18 protein-coding genes (1 of these 18 only partly in view) are annotated in these 17,799 nt (G+C 57.7%); 11 read left to right on the top strand and 7 right to left on the bottom strand.

What is annotated here, in order from left to right:
* The 3 genes from hrpB to RMR21_RS14395 form a co-directional block, all read left to right on the top strand.
* Window positions 1–1,590 carry the 3' portion of an ATP-dependent helicase HrpB gene (gene hrpB, locus RMR21_RS14405; protein ID WP_498670183.1) on the top strand. The gene continues 882 nt to the left of window position 1, outside the view, so 1,590 of the gene's 2,472 nt are visible here — the last part of the coding sequence; its start codon lies off the left edge, out of view; its stop codon occupies window positions 1,588–1,590.
* Window positions 1,591–1,659: 69 nt separating this feature from the next.
* Complete coding sequence (locus tag RMR21_RS14400; protein ID WP_498668653.1) at window positions 1,660–2,967, top strand: ActS/PrrB/RegB family redox-sensitive histidine kinase; 1,308 nt, start codon at window positions 1,660–1,662, stop codon at window positions 2,965–2,967.
* Window positions 2,968–3,040: 73 nt separating this feature from the next.
* Complete coding sequence (locus RMR21_RS14395; protein WP_498668652.1) at window positions 3,041–3,631, top strand: ActR/PrrA/RegA family redox response regulator transcription factor; 591 nt, start codon at window positions 3,041–3,043, stop codon at window positions 3,629–3,631.
* 3 nt (window positions 3,632–3,634) lie between these two features.
* Here the strand turns inward: RMR21_RS14395 and RMR21_RS14390 are convergent, their stop codons facing one another.
* On the bottom strand, window positions 3,635–4,120 hold the full coding sequence (locus RMR21_RS14390) for an MmcB family DNA repair protein (RefSeq protein WP_498668651.1): 486 nt from the start codon (window positions 4,118–4,120) through the stop codon (window positions 3,635–3,637).
* Window positions 4,121–4,304: 184 nt separating this feature from the next.
* On the opposite strand from RMR21_RS14390, the gene RMR21_RS14385 reads away from it, so the two are divergent.
* Window positions 4,305–4,988, top strand: coding sequence for a L,D-transpeptidase (locus RMR21_RS14385; protein WP_498668650.1), 684 nt, complete (start codon window positions 4,305–4,307; stop codon window positions 4,986–4,988).
* A gap of 145 nt (window positions 4,989–5,133) precedes the next feature.
* On the opposite strand, the gene RMR21_RS14380 is transcribed toward RMR21_RS14385, so the two are convergent.
* From RMR21_RS14380 to hslV, 4 genes are all read right to left on the bottom strand, one after another.
* Window positions 5,134–7,305: a malate synthase G gene (locus RMR21_RS14380; RefSeq protein ID WP_498668649.1), complete on the bottom strand. Its 2,172-nt coding sequence runs from the start codon at window positions 7,303–7,305 to the stop codon at window positions 5,134–5,136.
* Window positions 7,306–7,428: 123 nt separating this feature from the next.
* Window positions 7,429–8,385 (bottom strand): DUF1402 family protein, encoded by a 957-nt coding sequence (locus RMR21_RS14375; protein ID WP_498668648.1) that lies wholly within the window; start codon window positions 8,383–8,385, stop codon window positions 7,429–7,431.
* 149 nt (window positions 8,386–8,534) lie between these two features.
* Window positions 8,535–9,845, bottom strand: coding sequence for an ATP-dependent protease ATPase subunit HslU (gene hslU / locus RMR21_RS14370; protein ID WP_498668647.1), 1,311 nt, complete (start codon window positions 9,843–9,845; stop codon window positions 8,535–8,537).
* 76 nt (window positions 9,846–9,921) lie between these two features.
* Window positions 9,922–10,449 (bottom strand): ATP-dependent protease subunit HslV, encoded by a 528-nt coding sequence (hslV, locus tag RMR21_RS14365; RefSeq protein WP_498668646.1) that lies wholly within the window; start codon window positions 10,447–10,449, stop codon window positions 9,922–9,924.
* Between the two features lie 198 nt (window positions 10,450–10,647).
* On the opposite strand from hslV, the gene hisB reads away from it, so the two are divergent.
* The 7 genes from hisB to coaA all read left to right on the top strand — a co-directional run bounded on the left by hisB (window position 10,648) and on the right by coaA (window position 15,314).
* The gene (hisB, locus tag RMR21_RS14360) at window positions 10,648–11,244 is read left to right on the top strand and encodes an imidazoleglycerol-phosphate dehydratase HisB (RefSeq protein WP_498668645.1); all 597 of its coding nucleotides are present in this window, start codon (window positions 10,648–10,650) and stop codon (window positions 11,242–11,244) included.
* A 76-nt stretch (window positions 11,245–11,320) separates the two neighbouring features.
* Window positions 11,321–11,815 (top strand): DUF2628 domain-containing protein, encoded by a 495-nt coding sequence (locus RMR21_RS14355; RefSeq protein ID WP_498668644.1) that lies wholly within the window; start codon window positions 11,321–11,323, stop codon window positions 11,813–11,815.
* 1 nt (window position 11,816) lies between these two features.
* Window positions 11,817–12,467: an imidazole glycerol phosphate synthase subunit HisH gene (gene hisH / locus RMR21_RS14350; protein ID WP_498668643.1), complete on the top strand. Its 651-nt coding sequence runs from the start codon at window positions 11,817–11,819 to the stop codon at window positions 12,465–12,467.
* A gap of 1 nt (window position 12,468) precedes the next feature.
* A complete protein-coding gene (gene hisA / locus RMR21_RS14345; protein ID WP_498668642.1) occupies window positions 12,469–13,203 on the top strand; it encodes a 1-(5-phosphoribosyl)-5-[(5-phosphoribosylamino)methylideneamino]imidazole-4-carboxamide isomerase in 735 nt (244 codons plus the stop codon).
* On the top strand, window positions 13,200–13,976 hold the full coding sequence (gene hisF, locus RMR21_RS14340) for an imidazole glycerol phosphate synthase subunit HisF (protein WP_498668641.1): 777 nt from the start codon (window positions 13,200–13,202) through the stop codon (window positions 13,974–13,976). The genes hisA and hisF overlap by 4 nt, the downstream gene beginning before the upstream one ends.
* A 16-nt stretch (window positions 13,977–13,992) precedes the next feature.
* On the top strand, window positions 13,993–14,316 hold the full coding sequence (locus RMR21_RS14335) for a phosphoribosyl-ATP diphosphatase (RefSeq protein ID WP_498668640.1): 324 nt from the start codon (window positions 13,993–13,995) through the stop codon (window positions 14,314–14,316).
* A 14-nt stretch (window positions 14,317–14,330) separates the two neighbouring features.
* A complete protein-coding gene (coaA, locus tag RMR21_RS14330) occupies window positions 14,331–15,314 on the top strand; it encodes a type I pantothenate kinase (protein WP_498670182.1) in 984 nt (327 codons plus the stop codon).
* Between the two features lie 3 nt (window positions 15,315–15,317).
* On the opposite strand, the gene arfB is transcribed toward coaA, so the two are convergent.
* On the bottom strand, window positions 15,318–15,752 hold the full coding sequence (gene arfB / locus RMR21_RS14325; RefSeq protein ID WP_498668639.1) for an alternative ribosome rescue aminoacyl-tRNA hydrolase ArfB: 435 nt from the start codon (window positions 15,750–15,752) through the stop codon (window positions 15,318–15,320).
* Window positions 15,753–15,862: 110 nt separating this feature from the next.
* Entirely contained in the window at window positions 15,863–17,473 is a 1,611-nt protein-coding gene (locus RMR21_RS14320; RefSeq protein WP_498668638.1) for a phosphoenolpyruvate carboxykinase, read from the bottom strand.
* Window positions 17,474–17,799 lie beyond the last annotated feature (326 nt).

The raw sequence follows: 17,799 nt of genomic DNA, 5'->3' as shown, positions 1-17,799 counted from the left end.
GACAGCGGTTTGCAGCGCCTGCCGGTGTTCGAGCCATCCACCGGCATGACGCGACTTGAGACGGTAAAAGTGTCGCGCGCGTCTGCCGATCAGCGGGCGGGTCGTGCCGGGCGAACCGAACCGGGTATCGCCATCCGGCTGTGGCATGCGGGTCAGACGGCTGCGCTTCCCGCCTTCACCCCGCCGCAGATCTTGGCGAGCGACCTCTCGGGCCTTGCGCTCGATCTTGCCCATTGGGGTGTGACCGATCCCACATCGCTGGCATTTCTGGATCAACCGCCACAGACCGCGCTCACGGAGGCCCGCGCGCTTCTGGCCAACCTTGGCGCGCTGGATGCGACGATGGCCATAACACCGCGTGGCCGGAAAATGCGCGAATTGGCCATGCCCCCTCGGCTGTCCGCCATGGTGATAGCGGCGCATGACGCTGGATATGGCAATGAGGCAGCCATGCTTGCTGTGCTCCTGACCGAACAGGGGCTCGGCGGCAGCGATATTGATCTGGAGGAAAGGCTTCGGCGCTTCAAGTATGAAAAGGGTGAACGGGCCGTAGCGGCCAAAGGTCTCGCCAGGCGGATTGTCTCCTCTATCGGGAATGCGGGGCGAAACACAGACGCCGCGCCTGTCACAGCCGGCGAACTTCTACTCCATGCCTATCCCGATCGCATCGCTTTTCAACGCGGGGCGCGCGGACGTTACGTGATGGCAAACGGCCGGGGGGCCGAACTTGCCGAAACGGAACGTCTGGCCACGGAAAAAATGCTCGTCGTGGCCGATGTGACAGGGCGTGCCGCGCAGCCGCGCATTCTGGCAGCGGCCTCGATACGTCGCGAAGATGTGGAAGAGCATGTGCCCGATGCGATCTGCACAGAGGACCAGCTGTTTTTCGACAAGGCCAGCGGTCAGGTCCGTGCCCGCCGTATCACCCGCATCGGCGCCATCGTTCTGGAGGAAACGCCGCTTGGAAAACCGGGCGGTGAAAAAGCCGCCCTTGCACTTGCCAACGGTATTCGGGAACACGGGCTTGCCATTCTGTCTTTCTCCAAAGAGGCACAGCAGTTGCGCCAGCGCCTTGGCTTTTTGCACAGGACGATTGGCGACCTGTGGCCCGATACGAGCAATGAGGCGCTGATTGCGCGTCTGGACGAATGGTTCGTCCCTTACCAGCATGACGCCAGAAGCCTTCAGGAAATCAGGCCCAGTGGCATCATGGACGGGCTTCTGTCGCTTGTCCCACATGCGGCACAGCGGGAACTGCCGAAACTGCTGCCGACCCATTTCGAAGCGCCGACCGGCCAGAAGCACCCCATCAGCTATGATGGAGAAGAGCCGACCATCACCATTCGCGTGCAGGAACTGTTCGGGCTGAAGCAACACCCCGCTGTTGCAGGCGGCAAATTGCCACTGCTTCTGGAATTGACCTCGCCCGCGCACAGGCCGATACAGACCACACGGGATCTGCCGGGTTTCTGGGCAGGCTCTTGGAAAGACGTGCGGGCGGATATGCGCGGACGCTATCCGCGCCATCCTTGGCCGGAAGACCCCGCCTCGGCGCAACCTACCAATCGCGTGAAGCCGCGCGGAACATAAATGTTTATTTTTCGCATGTGTTTATCGCAAACCGCTAAGCGAAATACATGCTTTAGAGGAGACGGGCGGATGGTAGCCCAGCCAGAAGAAAACACGCGGCTTGGCCGGGCCAGCCGTCACATCCGTCTGCAAACCATTGTCTGGTTACGCTGGCTGGCGGTGGTGGGGCAGAGCGCGACGATCCTGATCGTTGCCTTCGGGCTGAATTTTCCGCTGCCTCTTTTGACCTGCGCCGTGCTGATCGGCGCGCTTGCCGTCGCGAACCTTTTCCTGTCGGCACGTTTTCCGGCGACCTATCGTCTCGAACCGTGGGAAGCCACACTTCTCCTCGCTTTCGATCTGCTGCAACTGACGGCGTTGATCTACATCACCGGCGGGCTTTCCAACCCGTTTGCGCCGCTGATCTGTGTACAGGTCATCATTGCCTTTGCCTCGCAGCCGATGAAACATTCGTTGATGCTCCTGATCTTTGCGCTGGTTTGCGTGACGGCCATCGCGTTCTCGCCCTTTCCGGTTCCCTGGTATCCGGGCGAAACATTGCCCATCCAGCTCATCATCCATATCGGCATCTGGTGCTCCATCGTCGCCATGATGCTGTTTGCAGCCTTTTACGCCTATCGTGTCTCGCATGAGGCAAACCAGCTAGCGGATGCGCTGGCGGCGACAGAGCTGGTTCTGGAGCGGGAAAAGCACCTGTCGCAGCTGGATGGGCTGGCGGCGGCGGCGGCGCACGAACTGGGCACGCCCTTGGCCACCATCAGTGTCGTAGCCAAGGAAATGGAAAGAGAGCTGGGACAGGACGAACGCTTTCGCGAAGACGTGGCGCTGTTGCGCAGCCAAAGCCAACGATGCCGCGATATTCTCCGGCGGCTGACGTCACTATCTGCTGAGGGTGAAGAGCATTTGCGCAAGCTTCCGCTCTCTTCCCTCATCGAAGAGGTGATGGCACCGCACCGGGAATTCGGCATCAAGCTTCGGCTTGTCGAAAAGAGCGGTCGAAGCGGCGAGCCGGTTGGCGCACGCAATGCCGGCATTCTCTACGGCCTCGGCAATCTGCTGGAGAATGCGGTCGATTATGCGCGCGAATCGGTGACGGTCACCGTTGAGCATGACGCCCAGCAGGTGAAGGTGACGATCGAGGATGACGGCCAGGGCTACGCACCGGATATTCTGGCGCGGATCGGGGAGCCCTACGTGACCAAACGTCAGGACGTGACACGCGCTGGCGGGCTGGGATTGGGTCTTTTCATTGCAAAGACGCTGCTCGAGCGCTCCGGCGCGGCGCTCACCTTTGAGAACCGCGGACCAGATGCCGCAGGGGCAAGGGTCACAGTTGTCTGGCCTCGCGACATTATGGACGATAATAGAAGTAAGTGAGTTGATTGGGCGTCGCTAGCGGCAACACGGCCCAATACCTATATGTATAATGCAATGGTCAGGGAGATCAGGCATGAGCGACGAACACCAGAATCATGAGGCAGAACCCACAACCGTGGAAAATGCCAACCCGATCGGGCCTGACACCTCCCTGCTGATCGTCGATGACGATGGCCCGTTTCTGCGTCGTCTGGCACGCGCCATGGAAACCCGAGGCTTTACCGTAGAGACAGCCGAATCGGTGAGCGAAGGCATCGCCAAATCAAAGCTGGCACCGCCCAAATATGCCGTCGTGGATTTGCGGCTCGGTGATGGTAACGGCCTCGACGTAATCGAAGCCATCCGGCAGCACCGCGATGACACGCAGATTGTGGTCCTGACGGGCTATGGCAACATCGCCACTGCCGTGACTGCGGTCAAGCTCGGTGCGCTTGATTACCTGGCCAAGCCTGCCGACGCCGACGATGTCTTCAACGCGTTGACTCAGCGCGAAGGCGACAAGATGGACCTGCCGGAAAACCCGATGTCGGCAGACAGGGTGCGGTGGGAGCACATTCAGCGTGTCTATGAAATGTGCGAGCGTAACGTGTCGGAGACGGCACGGCGCCTCAACATGCATCGACGCACATTGCAGCGCATCTTGGCCAAGCGCGCACCGAAGTAATATTCAGTCGGAATAATCCTTGCCCGTAGACCACTCGGCCATCATCAGGCGCCGGGCGGCCGTGCGGGAAAAATCGAGCATCAGCGATTTGCGCGTTGCCGGTGGCAATTTATGCTCCGGCGCTTCGCGCACCATATGTGCGCCATAGCCATCCGAAACAAACAGCCCGCACTCTTCGGGAAAGATATCCAGCGGCACGCCACTATGGCTGGCGAAGAATAGTCGGTCGCAATGCTGGCGATAATCCGGCCATTTACGATCCACCTTGAAGTCCTCGATCGAGGATTTGATTTCGATGATCCATATCTCTCCCTTCACGGATACGCTGATGAGATCGGCTCTCCGACCGCTGGACAGCGCCAGTTCAGGCAGGACCGCGTGCCGCATCTCATTCAATAAAATCTGAACGCCACGACGCACGAGCATCGCATTTTGCGATTGGCGACCGTCGATTAACGGATTGTTATTGACGATGGAAAGAATAGTCATGGATAAATCCGGGCCATTGAGGCCTTCTCATGTTGCAAAAAGGCCATCCGGCCACAATTTCGCGCGCCATATTCTCTTGCTGCGATGCAACGGCTTGCCAACACAAGATTAATCGAAAATAACCCATCTATTCAATAGAGCTTCATGCATCGCCTGAAATGGCGATATTTCCCGCGAGAACATCATGCGACTTCGCACTATTTTGACTGCCCTCGGCCTGTCGTCGGTATTTGCTCTGGGCGGTTGCGCCTCGACATCGACACAGACCACGCCTGCGACCGCCTCGGCACCTGCCTATGTTGAAACGACACAGATCTTCGGCGACGAAGTTTATGGCGCGACGACCGATGCCGGTTACGCCCTTCCGGCCATTCCGATCAACCGCGTGGACAAGCGTTTCCACCGCCAGATCGTGAACTACGAAACACCGGAAAAGGCAGGCACGGTCATCGTCAACACCCGTGAGCGCTTCCTTTACTACATCCTGCCAGGCGGCAAGGCTGTTCGCTACGGTATCGGCGTTGGCAAGCAGGGCTTTGCATGGGCCGGTGAAGCCTATGTTGCGTGGAAGCAGGAATGGCCAATGTGGCATCCGCCCAAGGAAATGGCAGATCGCAAGCCTGAAGTTGCACGTTACGTAGAAGGCGGCATGGGCCCAGGCCTGACCAACCCGCTGGGTGCTCGCGCCATGTATCTCTTCAACGAAAAGGGTCAGGATACGCTGTTCCGCATCCATGGTTCGCCAGAGTGGGCATCCATCGGCACGGCCGCCTCATCAGGCTGTATCCGCATGATCAATCAGGACGTGATCGACCTCTACAGCCGTATCCGTCCAGGCCGCGGCTCCAAGGTCATCGTGATCCAGTAAGATCACCTGAAACAGTGATGAAAAAAGCCGCCGGGGATGTCCCCGGCGGCTTTTTTGTTGGGGGAGACGCCCTGGTTTCTACAATTCAGACAGGCCGTAAGGGTGGTGAAGCGCTGATGGCCCGCGCTTCACGGCATAGGATGCCTCATCCGTTGGACTTATTCGTTTTCAACTCAAGGCGGCGGCGATGCAGAACCGGCTCCGTATAGCCGTTTGGCTGTTCTCTGCCCTTCAGCACCAGTTCAAGGGCCGCCTGAAAGGCGATGGAGTTTTCGAAGTTCTTGGCCATCGGCAGATAGGCCATATCGCCTGCATTCTGGCCATCGACGACTGCGGCCATACGTTTCATGGTCTCGACGATCTGCTCTTCGCTCACTACACCGTGGCGAAGCCAGTTTGCCATGTGCTGGGCCGAGATGCGCAATGTCGCGCGGTCTTCCATCAGGCCGATATTGTTGATGTCGGGCACCTTGGAACAACCAACGCCCTGATCGACCCAACGCACGACGTAACCCAGAATGCCCTGCGCATTGTTGTCCAGTTCCCGCTGGATGTCCTCGGCGCTCCAATTGGGACGCACCGCAACCGGTACCGAAAGAATGTCGGACAGTTTTGCGCGTTCGCGGCTTTTCAGACCATTCTGAACCTTTGCCACGTCGACACTGTGATAGTGCGTGGCATGAAGCGTGGCAGCCGTGGGTGACGGCACCCAGGCCGTGTTGGCACCGGCTTTGGGGTGGGCGATCTTCTGTTCCAGCATCGCTGCCATCAGATCGGGCATCGCCCACATGCCCTTGCCGATCTGAGCATGGCCGGACAGACCGCATTCCAGACCGATATCGACGTTCCAGTTTTCATAGGCTGCGATCCAGGACGCCTGCTTCATGTCACCCTTGCGAATCATCGGCCCCGCTTCCATCGATGTGTGGATTTCATCGCCAGTGCGGTCCAGGAAGCCTGTGTTGATGAAGACCACCCGATCCCTGGCGGCGCGAATGCACTCCTTCAGGTTGATCGTCGTGCGGCGCTCCTCGTCCATGATGCCCATTTTGATGGTGTTGGGTGCCATGCCGATCAGTTTTTCCACATGTTGGAAAATCTCGGAGGCAAACGCCACTTCTTCCGGGCCATGCATCTTCGGCTTGACCACATACATGGAACCGGCGCGCGAATTCTGGCGGCGTCCATTGGGACCGACATCGTAGAGCGCAATCAGGCCGGTAATGACGGCATCCATAATGCCTTCGGGAATTTCCCTGCCATCGCGGTCAAGCACGGCGGGATTGGTCATGAGGTGACCGACATTGCGCACCAGCATCAGCGAGCGGCCCGGCACCGTCAGCGCAGAACCGTCTGGCGCCGTGTAATTGCGATCCGCATTCAGGCGGCGGGTAAATGTGGCGCCGCCCTTGGCGACCTCTTCGGTCAAGTCGCCACGCATCAGGCCGAGCCAGTTGCGATAGGCAACGACCTTGTCATCCGCATCGACCGCAGCCACGGAATCTTCGCAGTCCATGATCGTCGTCAGCGCCGATTCCACGACGACGTCGGAAATGCCTGCCGCATCGCTCTTGCCGATATTGGTCGACGGATCGATGACGATGTCGACATGAAGGCCGTTCTTCTTAAGAAGGATTGACGAGGGTGCAGACGCATCGCCACCGAAACCAGCGAACTGGGCTGGATCTTTCAAACCATTCCAATTGCCGTGAGCACCGATTTCCAAAACGCCATCGGTAATTTTGAAACCGGATATGTCAGACCAACTGCCACTTTCCAGTGGCGCGGAACGATCCAGAAAATCACGTGCCCAGGCAATGACCTTTGCGCCGCGCTTGGGGTTGTAGCCCCTGCCCTTTTCGGCACCGTCATCGTCAGAAATCGCATCCGTGCCGTAAAGTGCGTCATAGAGCGAGCCCCAGCGCGCATTGGCGGCGTTAAGCGCGTAGCGTGCATTCATGACGGGAACGACAAGCTGAGGACCGGCAAGGCGAGCGATTTCCGGATCGACATTTTGCGTGTCGACCGTGAAGGCGTCGCCTTCCGGCAGCAAATACCCGATATCGCGCAGGAAGCTTTCGTAAGCGGCAAGATCAACAGGCGCACCGTTGTCGCGATACCAGCTATCCAGCTTTTCCTGAAACGCATCCCGCTTGGCCAGCAGGTCGCGGTTTACAGGTGAAAGCGCATGAACGATCTCGGAGAAGCCAGAGAAGAATGCATTGGCATCCACGCCGGTCTCCGGCAGAACCTCGTCTTTCAGAAAATCATAGAGCGTTTTGTCGAATGAAAGACCATGTTCTTCAATACGGATCACCGTTGTATCTCCCTTGTCGGTATTCTTGCCGCCAAGAGTGGACGCTGAAAGCCCGTCTCGTCAATCACACGATGGTGCCAAAATCTTTTCTTTCCGGAAACAATCTGAAAAACATTGCGAAAGTTACAGGAGCTTTTGAAGCTCCGGCAGCTTATCGTTGACCAGCCAGCCGTAATAATTCTCTTCCGGAAACACCGGGGACCCGCCGCTCTGGCGGATCCTCTGGGCGAGTGCAGCGGCACGCTGTTGTGATCCGCCAAGGTTATAGAGCGTGGAGGTCAGGCCGGGGTTTTTCGAAATATCCATGTCGGCAATCGACTTGTAGTCATCGATGGATTTGCGGATGGCGGCGGCCATATACGCTAACGAATGGTCCGGCTCCATGATAGCCGTGTAAACCGCTGCCGCGTCATTCTCGTCCAGTTTTTCAAATCCCGACACGCGCGCCACCATATCCGACAGCATGAGCGCCGTCAGCGGGTTGATCTGCCCAAGACCGAAGGTCTGGCCTGCATAGAAAGGCTGGAAGAAAACCGCACTGAAGCGGTTGTCAGGGTAGCTGACGCCATCGACCTTCTTGCCCCGGAAACTGTCGTCCCAGACATCTTCGCGGCAGGTCCAGAGGCTGACGGAATCCCGCTTCGACTGGCATTTGGAAAATTGCGCATGCGTCAAAAATTGCGCAATGCTTTCATCCTTGTAGCCGAATCTGAAGCTGTTGCCGGCATAGGATGCAGCCTTGACGTAGTAGGATTGCAGCCGATCATAGGCATCGACATTGTAAGTGTGCTCGCCAACGATGGCACCGATCATGTGAATGGGATCGATACCATAGCGGTTGGCCGTCGATTTTATCTTGGAAATCAGCTGTTTGTCGGTAGAAAGGAGGTCCAGAACTTTCTGGTATTTACGCTCGAAGGTGGAGTTGGAGCCTTTCGTGCGGCGGGCCGACGAGCCCGGAACATCCGGTTGTTCGGCGTTGCGGTTGCCGGGTGGTACGATGGTTGCACCCTCCGCAAAGGATTGCGAGACCGCACCAAAAGCCACGACAGCAGCCAATGCCAGAAGAGTTTTACGCACGAGCAAATGCCTTTTTCTCGGCCGGTGTGATAACCGGACCATTTCTCCTAAGAGCCGTTAACGCTTTCATTAGCGAAAAGCGGGACCAGATGTCGAGAGAAGGCTGGTAAAATAAGAGTGCGGCAAAAATTGCCGCACTCGATATTCGTTTAGAGAATGTAGCGCGACAGGTCTGTATCGGCAGCGATGTCACCGACATGCTCTTTCACATAGGCCTGGTCGATCGTCACCGCCGAGCCACCGCGATCGGGTGCGTTGAAGGAAATATCGTCAAGCACGCGCTCCATGACGGTTTGCAGGCGACGTGCGCCAATGTTCTCCACCGATGCATTCAGATGAACCGCAACGTCGGCCAGCGCATCGATAGCATCATCGGTGAATTCGAGGTTCAGCTCTTCCGTCGCCATCAGCGCGATATACTGTCGGATGAGGCTTGCTTCCGTCTCCGTCAGAATACGACGGAAGTCTTCCTTGGTCAGTGGCTTCAGCTCGACGCGGATCGGCAGGCGACCCTGAAGTTCCGGCAGAAGATCCGACGGTTTCGATACATGGAATGCGCCTGACGCAATGAAGAGAATATGGTCTGTCTTAACAGGCCCGTATTTGGTCGACACGGTCGTGCCTTCCACCAGTGGCAGAAGATCGCGCTGGACGCCCTCGCGCGACACACCGGCACCCATGCCGCCATCGCGGGCTGCAATCTTGTCGATTTCGTCCAAAAAGACGATGCCATCGTTTTCGACTGACTTCACCGCTTCGCGCTGGATCAGCTCAGTGTCCAGCATCTTGTCGGACTCGTCGCGAATCAAATCCGCATAGGATTTTTCGACGGTCGTACGTACCTTTTTGGTCCGGCCGCCCATGGCTTTCCCGAACATATCCGACAGATTGAGAACGCCAATATTGGCACCGGGTGGCATGCCGGGAATATCGAAACCGGGCATGCCCGAACCCGTATCGGCCACTTCGATGTCGATTTCCTTCTTGTCCAGCTCACCATCGCGCAGCTTCTTACGGAAACTGTCACGCGTGGCTGGGGATGAGGTGGAGCCGACCAGCGCATCCAGCACGCGTTCTTCCGCGCTGGCATGGGCTTTCGCCTGTACTTCGACCCGCTTCTTTTCACGGATCAGCCCGATACCGATTTCGACGAGATCGCGGATGATCTGCTCGACGTCGCGACCGACATAGCCGACCTCGGTAAATTTGGTCGCTTCGACCTTAATGAAGGGCGCTCCTGCAAGCTTTGCCAGACGACGGGATATTTCAGTCTTGCCGACACCGGTCGGTCCGATCATCAGAATATTCTTCGGCATCACCTCGTCGCGCAGATCGTCATCCAGCTGCTGGCGCCGCCAGCGGTTGCGCAGCGCAATGGCTACGGCGCGTTTGGCATCATTCTGGCCGATAATGTGACGGTCGAGTTCCGAAACAATCTCGCGGGGAGAAAAAGTCGTCATCTGTTTCCTTTCGGCGTTCTGTTGCGGCCAGCCATAACGGCCCGGCCCGCAGAACCCATGGTTTTGGAAGGCGCAGTTACTCTGCGTCGAGCGTTTCAATCACGAGATTATGGTTGGTATAGACGCAGATATCCGCGGCGATATCGAGCGCCTGACGCGCGACATCTTCGGCCGACTTTTCCGTATCCATCAACGCGCGGGCAGCGGCAAAGGCATAGTTTCCACCAGACCCGATGGCGATGGCGCCATGTTCCGGTTCCAGCACGTCACCATTGCCGGTAATTGCCAGCGTGATCGACTTGTCTGCCACCAGCATCATGGCCTCGAGATTGCGGAGATATTTGTCGGTTCGCCAATCCTTGGCAAGCTCCACGGCTGCCCGCATCAGCTGGCCGGGATATTGCTCCAGCTTCTTTTCAAGGCGGTCGAGCAATGTGAAGGCATCGGCTGTGGCACCGGCAAAGCCTGCGATCACATCGCCGCCCTTGCCGATGCGGCGCACCTTGCGGGCATTGCCCTTCATCACGGTCTGGCCGAGGCTGACCTGACCGTCACCGGCCATCACCACTTGGCCCGCCTTTCTCACAGTAATAATCGTCGTCATCAAACACCTGTTTGCCCTTGAGCGGGCGTTGTCGGACCACCCCTGCGGTCCATTTCGAAGTTTATGTAAGTCCGGTTTTTGCGATTGCAAATCGACAGGCATGTGACTGCCAAGGTGCGATGCGGCAAGACGATGTAATGACTGGATATTTGCAGGCCTTGCTGATAAGGAACGCCCATATTGATACGGAGCAGCCAGATGGCAGAGCGTAGAGCCGAAATTTCTCGCAAGACGAACGAAACGAGTGTTTCCGTGCGCGTCGACGTTGATGGAAAAGGCATGTCGAAGATATCCACCGGGGTGGGTTTCTTCGATCATATGCTCGATCAGCTTGCCCGCCATTCGCTGATCGACATGGAGATCGAGGTCAAGGGCGACCTCCACATTGATGATCACCATACCGTCGAAGACACCGGCATCGCCATCGGTCAGGCCATCGCCAAGGCGCTGGGCGACCGGCGCGGCATTACCCGTTATGCCTCGCTCGATCTTGCCATGGACGAAACCATGACCAAAGCTGCCGTCGATATTTCCGGTCGTCCGTTTCTCGTCTGGAACGTCGCGTTCTCGGCGCCGAAAATCGGTACCTTCGACACAGAGCTGGTGCGGGAGTTCTTTCAGGCGCTGGCGCAGAATGCCGGGATCACCCTGCATATTCTCAACCATTATGGTGCCAACAACCACCATATAGCCGAAACGTGTTTCAAGGCGGTTGCCCGTGTGCTGCGGGCAGCGACCGAAATCGATCCGCGTCAGGCAGATCGCGTTCCCTCGACAAAGGGCATGCTGGCCTGAGCGGGATGAAATCGTCAGACCGGTGCCAAGGCAATAGCGCCTTTATCCGTGGCTGAGACCATTGTCAGGAAAACGGATGATATCTTATCTGGTTCTGGAAGCACCCGGCGGTCCTGATCGCGATCATCGCTCCACGCGGTTCATCGCCGACCGGTTTTCATGGCTCGCGCTGCTGTTTCCCTGGCTCTGGTTTGCCATTCAGCGCCTCTGGTGGCTGTCGATCGGCATCATTATCTTGCAGGTGGCGGCAAGTCAGGTTTCGCGCATCGAAGACCTTGGCATCGTAAACGCACTATTCGCACTAGGAGTCGGTTTGATAGCCGGATTCGAAGGTAGAAACATTGTGGTTCGCCATCTGGTTTCCCGGGGGTGGACACTGAAGACAGTCATTCACGCCCGCGATCTTGCCACGGCGGAAGAGATTTACTTCTCAAACCTGCCCGCAGAAGATTTCTCGCAGGCGTCCAACATCCCGCATCCGGACTGGAAGCGGGATCGCAAGACCGGCAACGGGTTCATGAGCAACGATCCTGCCGGATCGTTTCAGTTCGATCTGAATGGAAGGCGCTGATATGCGTGTGGCAATTATCGATTATGGCTCCGGCAATCTGCGCTCCGCGACGAAAGCCTTCGAGCGTGCCTCCCGCGAAGCCGGGATCGATGCGACCATCGACCTGACGGACAAGCCGGAGACTGTCGCCTCCGCAGACCGTATCGTCCTTCCCGGCGTCGGTGCCTATGCGGATTGCCGCGCTGGCCTCGATGCCGTGACCGGCATGCGTGAGGCGCTGATCGACGTCGTTGAAAACAAGGGCCACCCCTTTATCGGCATCTGCGTCGGCATGCAGCTCATGTCATCGCGCGGTCTGGAAAAGACCACCAGTGAGGGCCTCGGCTGGATCGAGGGTGATGTCGTGGAAATGACGCCGTCCGATCCGACCCTGAAAATACCGCAGATCGGCTGGAACACGCTGGACCTGCACCGCCATCACCCGCTGTTCGACGGCATCAAAACCGGCAATGATGGTCTGCACGCCTATTTCGTGCACTCCTATCATCTGGCCGCCAAACATGCCGACGATGTCATCGCCACCACCCATTATGGTGGCGCGATGACAGCGTTCGTTGGTCGTGACAACACGGTCGGCGCGCAATTCCACCCGGAAAAGAGCCAGACGCTCGGCCTCGCCCTCATCTCGAATTTCCTGCGCTGGAAGCCCTGACATGATCCTATTTCCCGCAATCGACCTCAAAGATGGCCAGTGCGTTCGCCTCAAGCTTGGCGATATGGAACAGGCCACCGTTTATAACGAAGACCCCGGCGCACAAGCCAAGGCTTTCGAAGACCAGGGTTTTGAATGGCTACATGTGGTGGACCTCAACGGCGCCTTTGCGGGTCAGACCGTGAATGGCGATGCCGTCGATGCTATTCTGAAGTCGACTAAGAATCCCGTTCAGCTCGGCGGTGGTATCCGAACCCTGGAGCATATCGAGGCCTGGCTGAGCCGTGGTCTTGCTCGCGTCATTCTCGGCACGGTCGCCGTGCGCGATCCAGTTCTGGTGATCGAAGCCTGCAAGCGTTTTCCCGACCAGGTTGCCGTTGGTATCGATGCCAAGGGTGGCAAGGTTGCGGTGGAGGGATGGGCGGAAGCGTCTGAACTCGGCGTGATAGAGCTTGCCAAGCGTTTCGAAGGTGCGGGCGTTGCCGCCATCATCTACACCGACATCGACCGCGACGGCATTCTGGCCGGCATCAACTGGGCCTCCACGCTGGAACTGGCAGATGCCGTCTCCATCCCGGTCATCGCCTCGGGTGGTCTGGCCTCCATCGAAGACATCAAGCGCATGCTGGAGCCGGATGCTGCCAAGCTGGAAGGTGCCATTTCCGGTCGCGCGCTCTATGATGGCCGCATCGACCCTGCCAACGCGCTGGCTCTCATCAAGGAGGCGCGCGCATGACCCTCAAGGCCCGTATTATTCCCTGTCTCGATGTGAAAGACGGCCGTGTCGTCAAGGGTGTGAACTTTGTCGATCTGATCGATGCCGGTGATCCGGTGGAGGCTGCAAAGGCCTATGATGCTGCCGGTGCCGATGAGCTATGTTTTCTCGACATCACGGCGTCCTCCGACAATCGCGATACGATTTTCGATGTGGTGTCGCGCACGGCAGACCATTGCTTCATGCCGGTCACGGTCGGCGGCGGTGTGCGTGCGGTCAGTGACATCCGCAAGCTGCTATTGTGCGGTGCCGACAAGGTTTCCATCAACTCCGCTGCCGTCAAGGATCCGGATTTCGTGGCGCAGGCGGCGGATAAGTTCGGCAATCAATGCATCGTCGTGTCCATCGATGCCAAAAAGGTATCAGGCGCTGGCGAGGCAGATCGTTGGGAAATCTTCACCCATGGCGGCCAGCAGGCAACGGGGATCGACGCCGTTGAATTCGCCATCAAGATGGTGGAACGTGGTGCGGGCGAATTGCTCATCACCTCCATGGATCGCGACGGAACCAAAAGTGGTTACGACATCGCGCTGACGCGCACCATTGCCGATCAGGTCCGCGTGCCTGTGATCGCCTCGGGCGGCGTCGGGACGCTGGACGATCTTGTGGCAGGCGTGAAGGATGGCCACGCGACGGCGGTTCTTGCCGCATCCATCTTCCATTTCGGCACCTATTCCATCGGTGAAGCCAAGGCCTACATGGCCGATCACGGCATAGCCATGCGCCTCGATTAAGCCAAGGTAGCGAGAGATGACCAGCTTTTCCCTTTCCGATCTGGAGCGCATAGTCGCTGAACGCGCCAGCGCCTCGCCCGAGCAGTCCTGGACGGCCAAACTTGTGGCGGCAGGCCAGCCCCGGGCTGCCAAGAAGCTGGGCGAAGAAGCGGTGGAAGCCGTCATCGCCGCCATTTCCAACGATCGCAAGAACCTGACCGATGAGGCCGCCGATCTGCTCTACCATCTGCTGGTGGTGCTGAAGATCGCGGATATTCCGCTTTCCGATGTCCTGTCCGAACTGGAGCAACGCACCGGCCAATCTGGCCTGCAAGAAAAGGAATCGAGGCCCAATCCATGACGACCGTGGCACGCATGGGAGGACAAGGCATGCCGAACACGCTCGATCATTTCCGCCCCGACGAATATTCGCCCTATCACTTCTTCAGCTCTGAAGAGTGGGCGAAATTTCGCGCCGACACGCCGATGACCCTCTCAGCCGACGAGCTGAAGCGGCTGCGCTCATTGAACGACCCTATCGATATGGATGAGGTCAAGCGCATCTACCTGTCGCTGTCGCGCCTCCTCTCCACCCATGTCGAAGCGTCGCAGGTGCTGTTTGACCAGCGCAACCGGTTTCTCAACATGGAAGGTGTCAACAAGACGCCTTTCGTGATCGGCATTGCCGGATCGGTCGCTGTCGGCAAATCGACGACGGCGCGCATTCTGAAAGAGCTTCTGGCGCGCTGGCCCTCAAGCCCGAAGGTCGATCTCATCACGACAGATGGTTTTCTCTATCCCAACGAGGTGTTGCGGCGGGAAAACCTGATGGAGCGCAAGGGCTTTCCAGAAAGCTATGACATCGGCTCCCTTCTGCGGTTCTTGTCCGCGATCAAGGCCGGGCAGCCGGATGTGAAGGCGCCGAGCTACTCCCACCTGACCTATGATGTGGTGCCCAACGAATTCACCACCATCGACCGGCCCGACATCCTGATTTTCGAGGGCATCAACGTCCTGCAATCTCGCGATTTGCCGGAAGGTGGACGAATTGTGCCGATCGTGTCCGATTTCTTCGATTTTTCGATCTATATCGACGCCGATGAGGCCTTGATCCACCATTGGTATGTCAACCGCTTCATGAACCTTCGTCAGACCGCGTTTCGCGATCCGTCATCCTACTTCAATCGTTACGCTTCGATTTCAGAAGAAGCGGCCATGGCGATTGCCGAGGGTCTTTGGGAAAACATCAACCTGAAAAACCTGCGGCGCAATATCGTGCCGACGCGCCCGAGAGCCGATCTGATCTTGCGCAAGGGACAAAATCACCTGATCGACACGGTGGCGCTTCGCAAGCTTTGACGGCTATTCCTTGTCAGGCCTGCTGCGCATCTTCTTGACGTCGGAACGACCGGATTTGGCTTTCAAACGTCTTTCCACCGAACCCTTGGTGGGCTTTGTTGCCCGGCGCGTAGGCGGCGGCGGTTCTGCGGCTTTGAGGACCAGTTCCTTCAACCGCTCGCGTGCATCCTCACGGTTCCGCTCCTGCGTGCGAAACCGGTTGGCTTCGATCATCAGGACGCCGTCTTTCGACACCCTCCTGCCGCCGAGATGAAGCAGGTTCGTCTTGACGCGATCCGACAAAGACGGAGAATTGGCAACATCGAAGAACAGCTGAACGGCTGTCGAAACCTTGTTGACGTTCTGCCCACCCGGCCCGCCAGCCAGCACGAATTGCTCGGCCAACTCCCATCCGGCAATCGTAATCCTGTTGCTGATAAATAGCGCGGCGCTGGCCATGTTCGTTCTCCGGCAGCGGTGATGCCACAGATCAATGCGGATGAAAACCACCGATAGAAACGAAAAACCCGGCGCGAGGCCGGGTTTCACGTGAATCCATTTTCAGATATTTACTCGGCAGCAGCCAGAACGCCTGGCGCTGCGTCGCGAACCTTGCCGTCCACGTGGTCTTCAAACTTGGTGAAGTTCGTAACGAACATGGAGACGAGCTTCTTGGCCTGCGCATCGTAGGCTGCGCCATCGGCCCAGGTCGAACGCGGGTCGAGAATGCCACTGTCGATGCCTTCGAGCGCTGTCGGAACCGCAAAGCCGAAATTCACATCGGTGCGGAACTGGCCGCTCTTCAGCTCACCCGTCAAGGCCGCGCTCAGAAGCGCGCGGGTTGCCTTGATGGGCATGCGCTTGCCGATGCCGTAGGCGCCACCGGTCCAGCCGGTGTTGACCAGCCAGCAATCGACGCCGTGCTTGCCGATGAGATCACGCAGCAGATTGCCGTATTCTGCCGGGTGGCGCGGCATGAAGGGTGCGCCGAAGCAGGTGGAGAAGGTTGCTTCCGGTTCGGTCACGCCCTTTTCCGTACCAGCAACCTTTGCCGTATAACCGGACAGGAAGTGGTACATGGCCTGTTCCGGCGTCAAACGCGCGATCGGTGGCAACACGCCGAAAGCGTCCGCCGTCAGCATGATGATCGTCTTGGGGTGACCGGCAAGGCCAGTATCAGATGCATTCGGAATGAAATGCAGCGGATAGGCGCTGCGGGTATTTTCCGTCAGCGACGTGTCGTTGAAATCCGGTACCCGGTTTTCATCGAGAACGACGTTCTCCAGAACCGTGCCGAAGCGACGCGTTGCAGCATAAATCTCAGGCTCGGCTTCAGCCGAAAGCTTGATGGCCTTGGCATAGCAGCCGCCTTCGAAGTTGAAGATGCCGTCTTCGCCCCAACCATGCTCGTCATCACCGATCAGTGTGCGCGATGGATCGGCAGACAGCGTGGTCTTGCCGGTGCCGGAAAGCCCGAAGAACACGGCAGCATCACCATCGGGACCGACATTGGCAGAGCAATGCATCGGCATCACGCCCTTGGCCGGCAACAGGTAGTTCAGAACCGTGAAGACGGACTTCTTGTTCTCGCCGGCATAGGAGGTGCCGCCGATCAGGACCAGACCCTTGGTCAGGTCGCAGGCAATGACGGTCTCGGTGCGAACGCCGTGACGGGCCGGATCGGCCTTGAAGCTCGGCAGATTGATGATCGTCAGCTTCTGCTTGAACGCGCCAAGCTTTTCACGCGATGGGCGGATCAGAAGATTGCGGATGAACAGGCCGTGCCATGCAAGCTCGGTCACGACGCGGGTCGGAAGCGCATTGTCCTCATCGGCACCACCGATCAGATCCTGCACATAAAGCGTCTTTCCGGCCGCATGGGCCAGCATGTCCTTGTGGAGGATATCGAAATGCTCAGGCGACAACGGCTTGTTGTTGTCCCACCAGATGCTGTCTTCCGTGGAGGCGTCGCGAACGACGAATTTGTCCTTGGGCGAACGACCGGTATGCTGTCCGGTAACCGCTCGAAGCGCGCCATCGGCGGTGATGTCGGCTTCGCCATTGCGGATGGCGTGCTCATACAATTCACCTTCGATGAGATTGTAATGCACGGCGGCAACAGCGGACAGGCCCAACGCCGACACGCCATTTTCAGGATTATGTACTCCAAGTTCCTTCACGGGCGCATTCCTTTTTCAAAAGACGAAAGCATTAAAATGTGCCCCGAAATTAATCCGGTCAATTTAAAAAAACAAGGCGTCAATTTAAATAATTGAACAAATTCAATATATTAATCGATTTAAAAGATTTTATTTCATTTTAAATCGGTTTAGTTCGTAACTCTCATCGACAAATTTCCGATCCACGAAAATTACTGCTCACAAATCGGCAGCGATACGTCCGTTTTTCTTTGCCACAATTTGTTCCACCTTTATACTCATGAGAAATGCTCACGGCGCACAACCTTGGCTGGGATGGGATGTCGGGAGTAAAATATTATGACGAT

This window comes from Agrobacterium sp. rho-8.1 (assembly GCF_033957725.1).
In the GTDB taxonomy this organism is placed as follows: domain Bacteria; phylum Pseudomonadota; class Alphaproteobacteria; order Rhizobiales; family Rhizobiaceae; genus Agrobacterium.
Note: the sequence above shows the minus strand (reverse complement) of the source record. Positions and strands in the feature narration are given on the sequence as shown.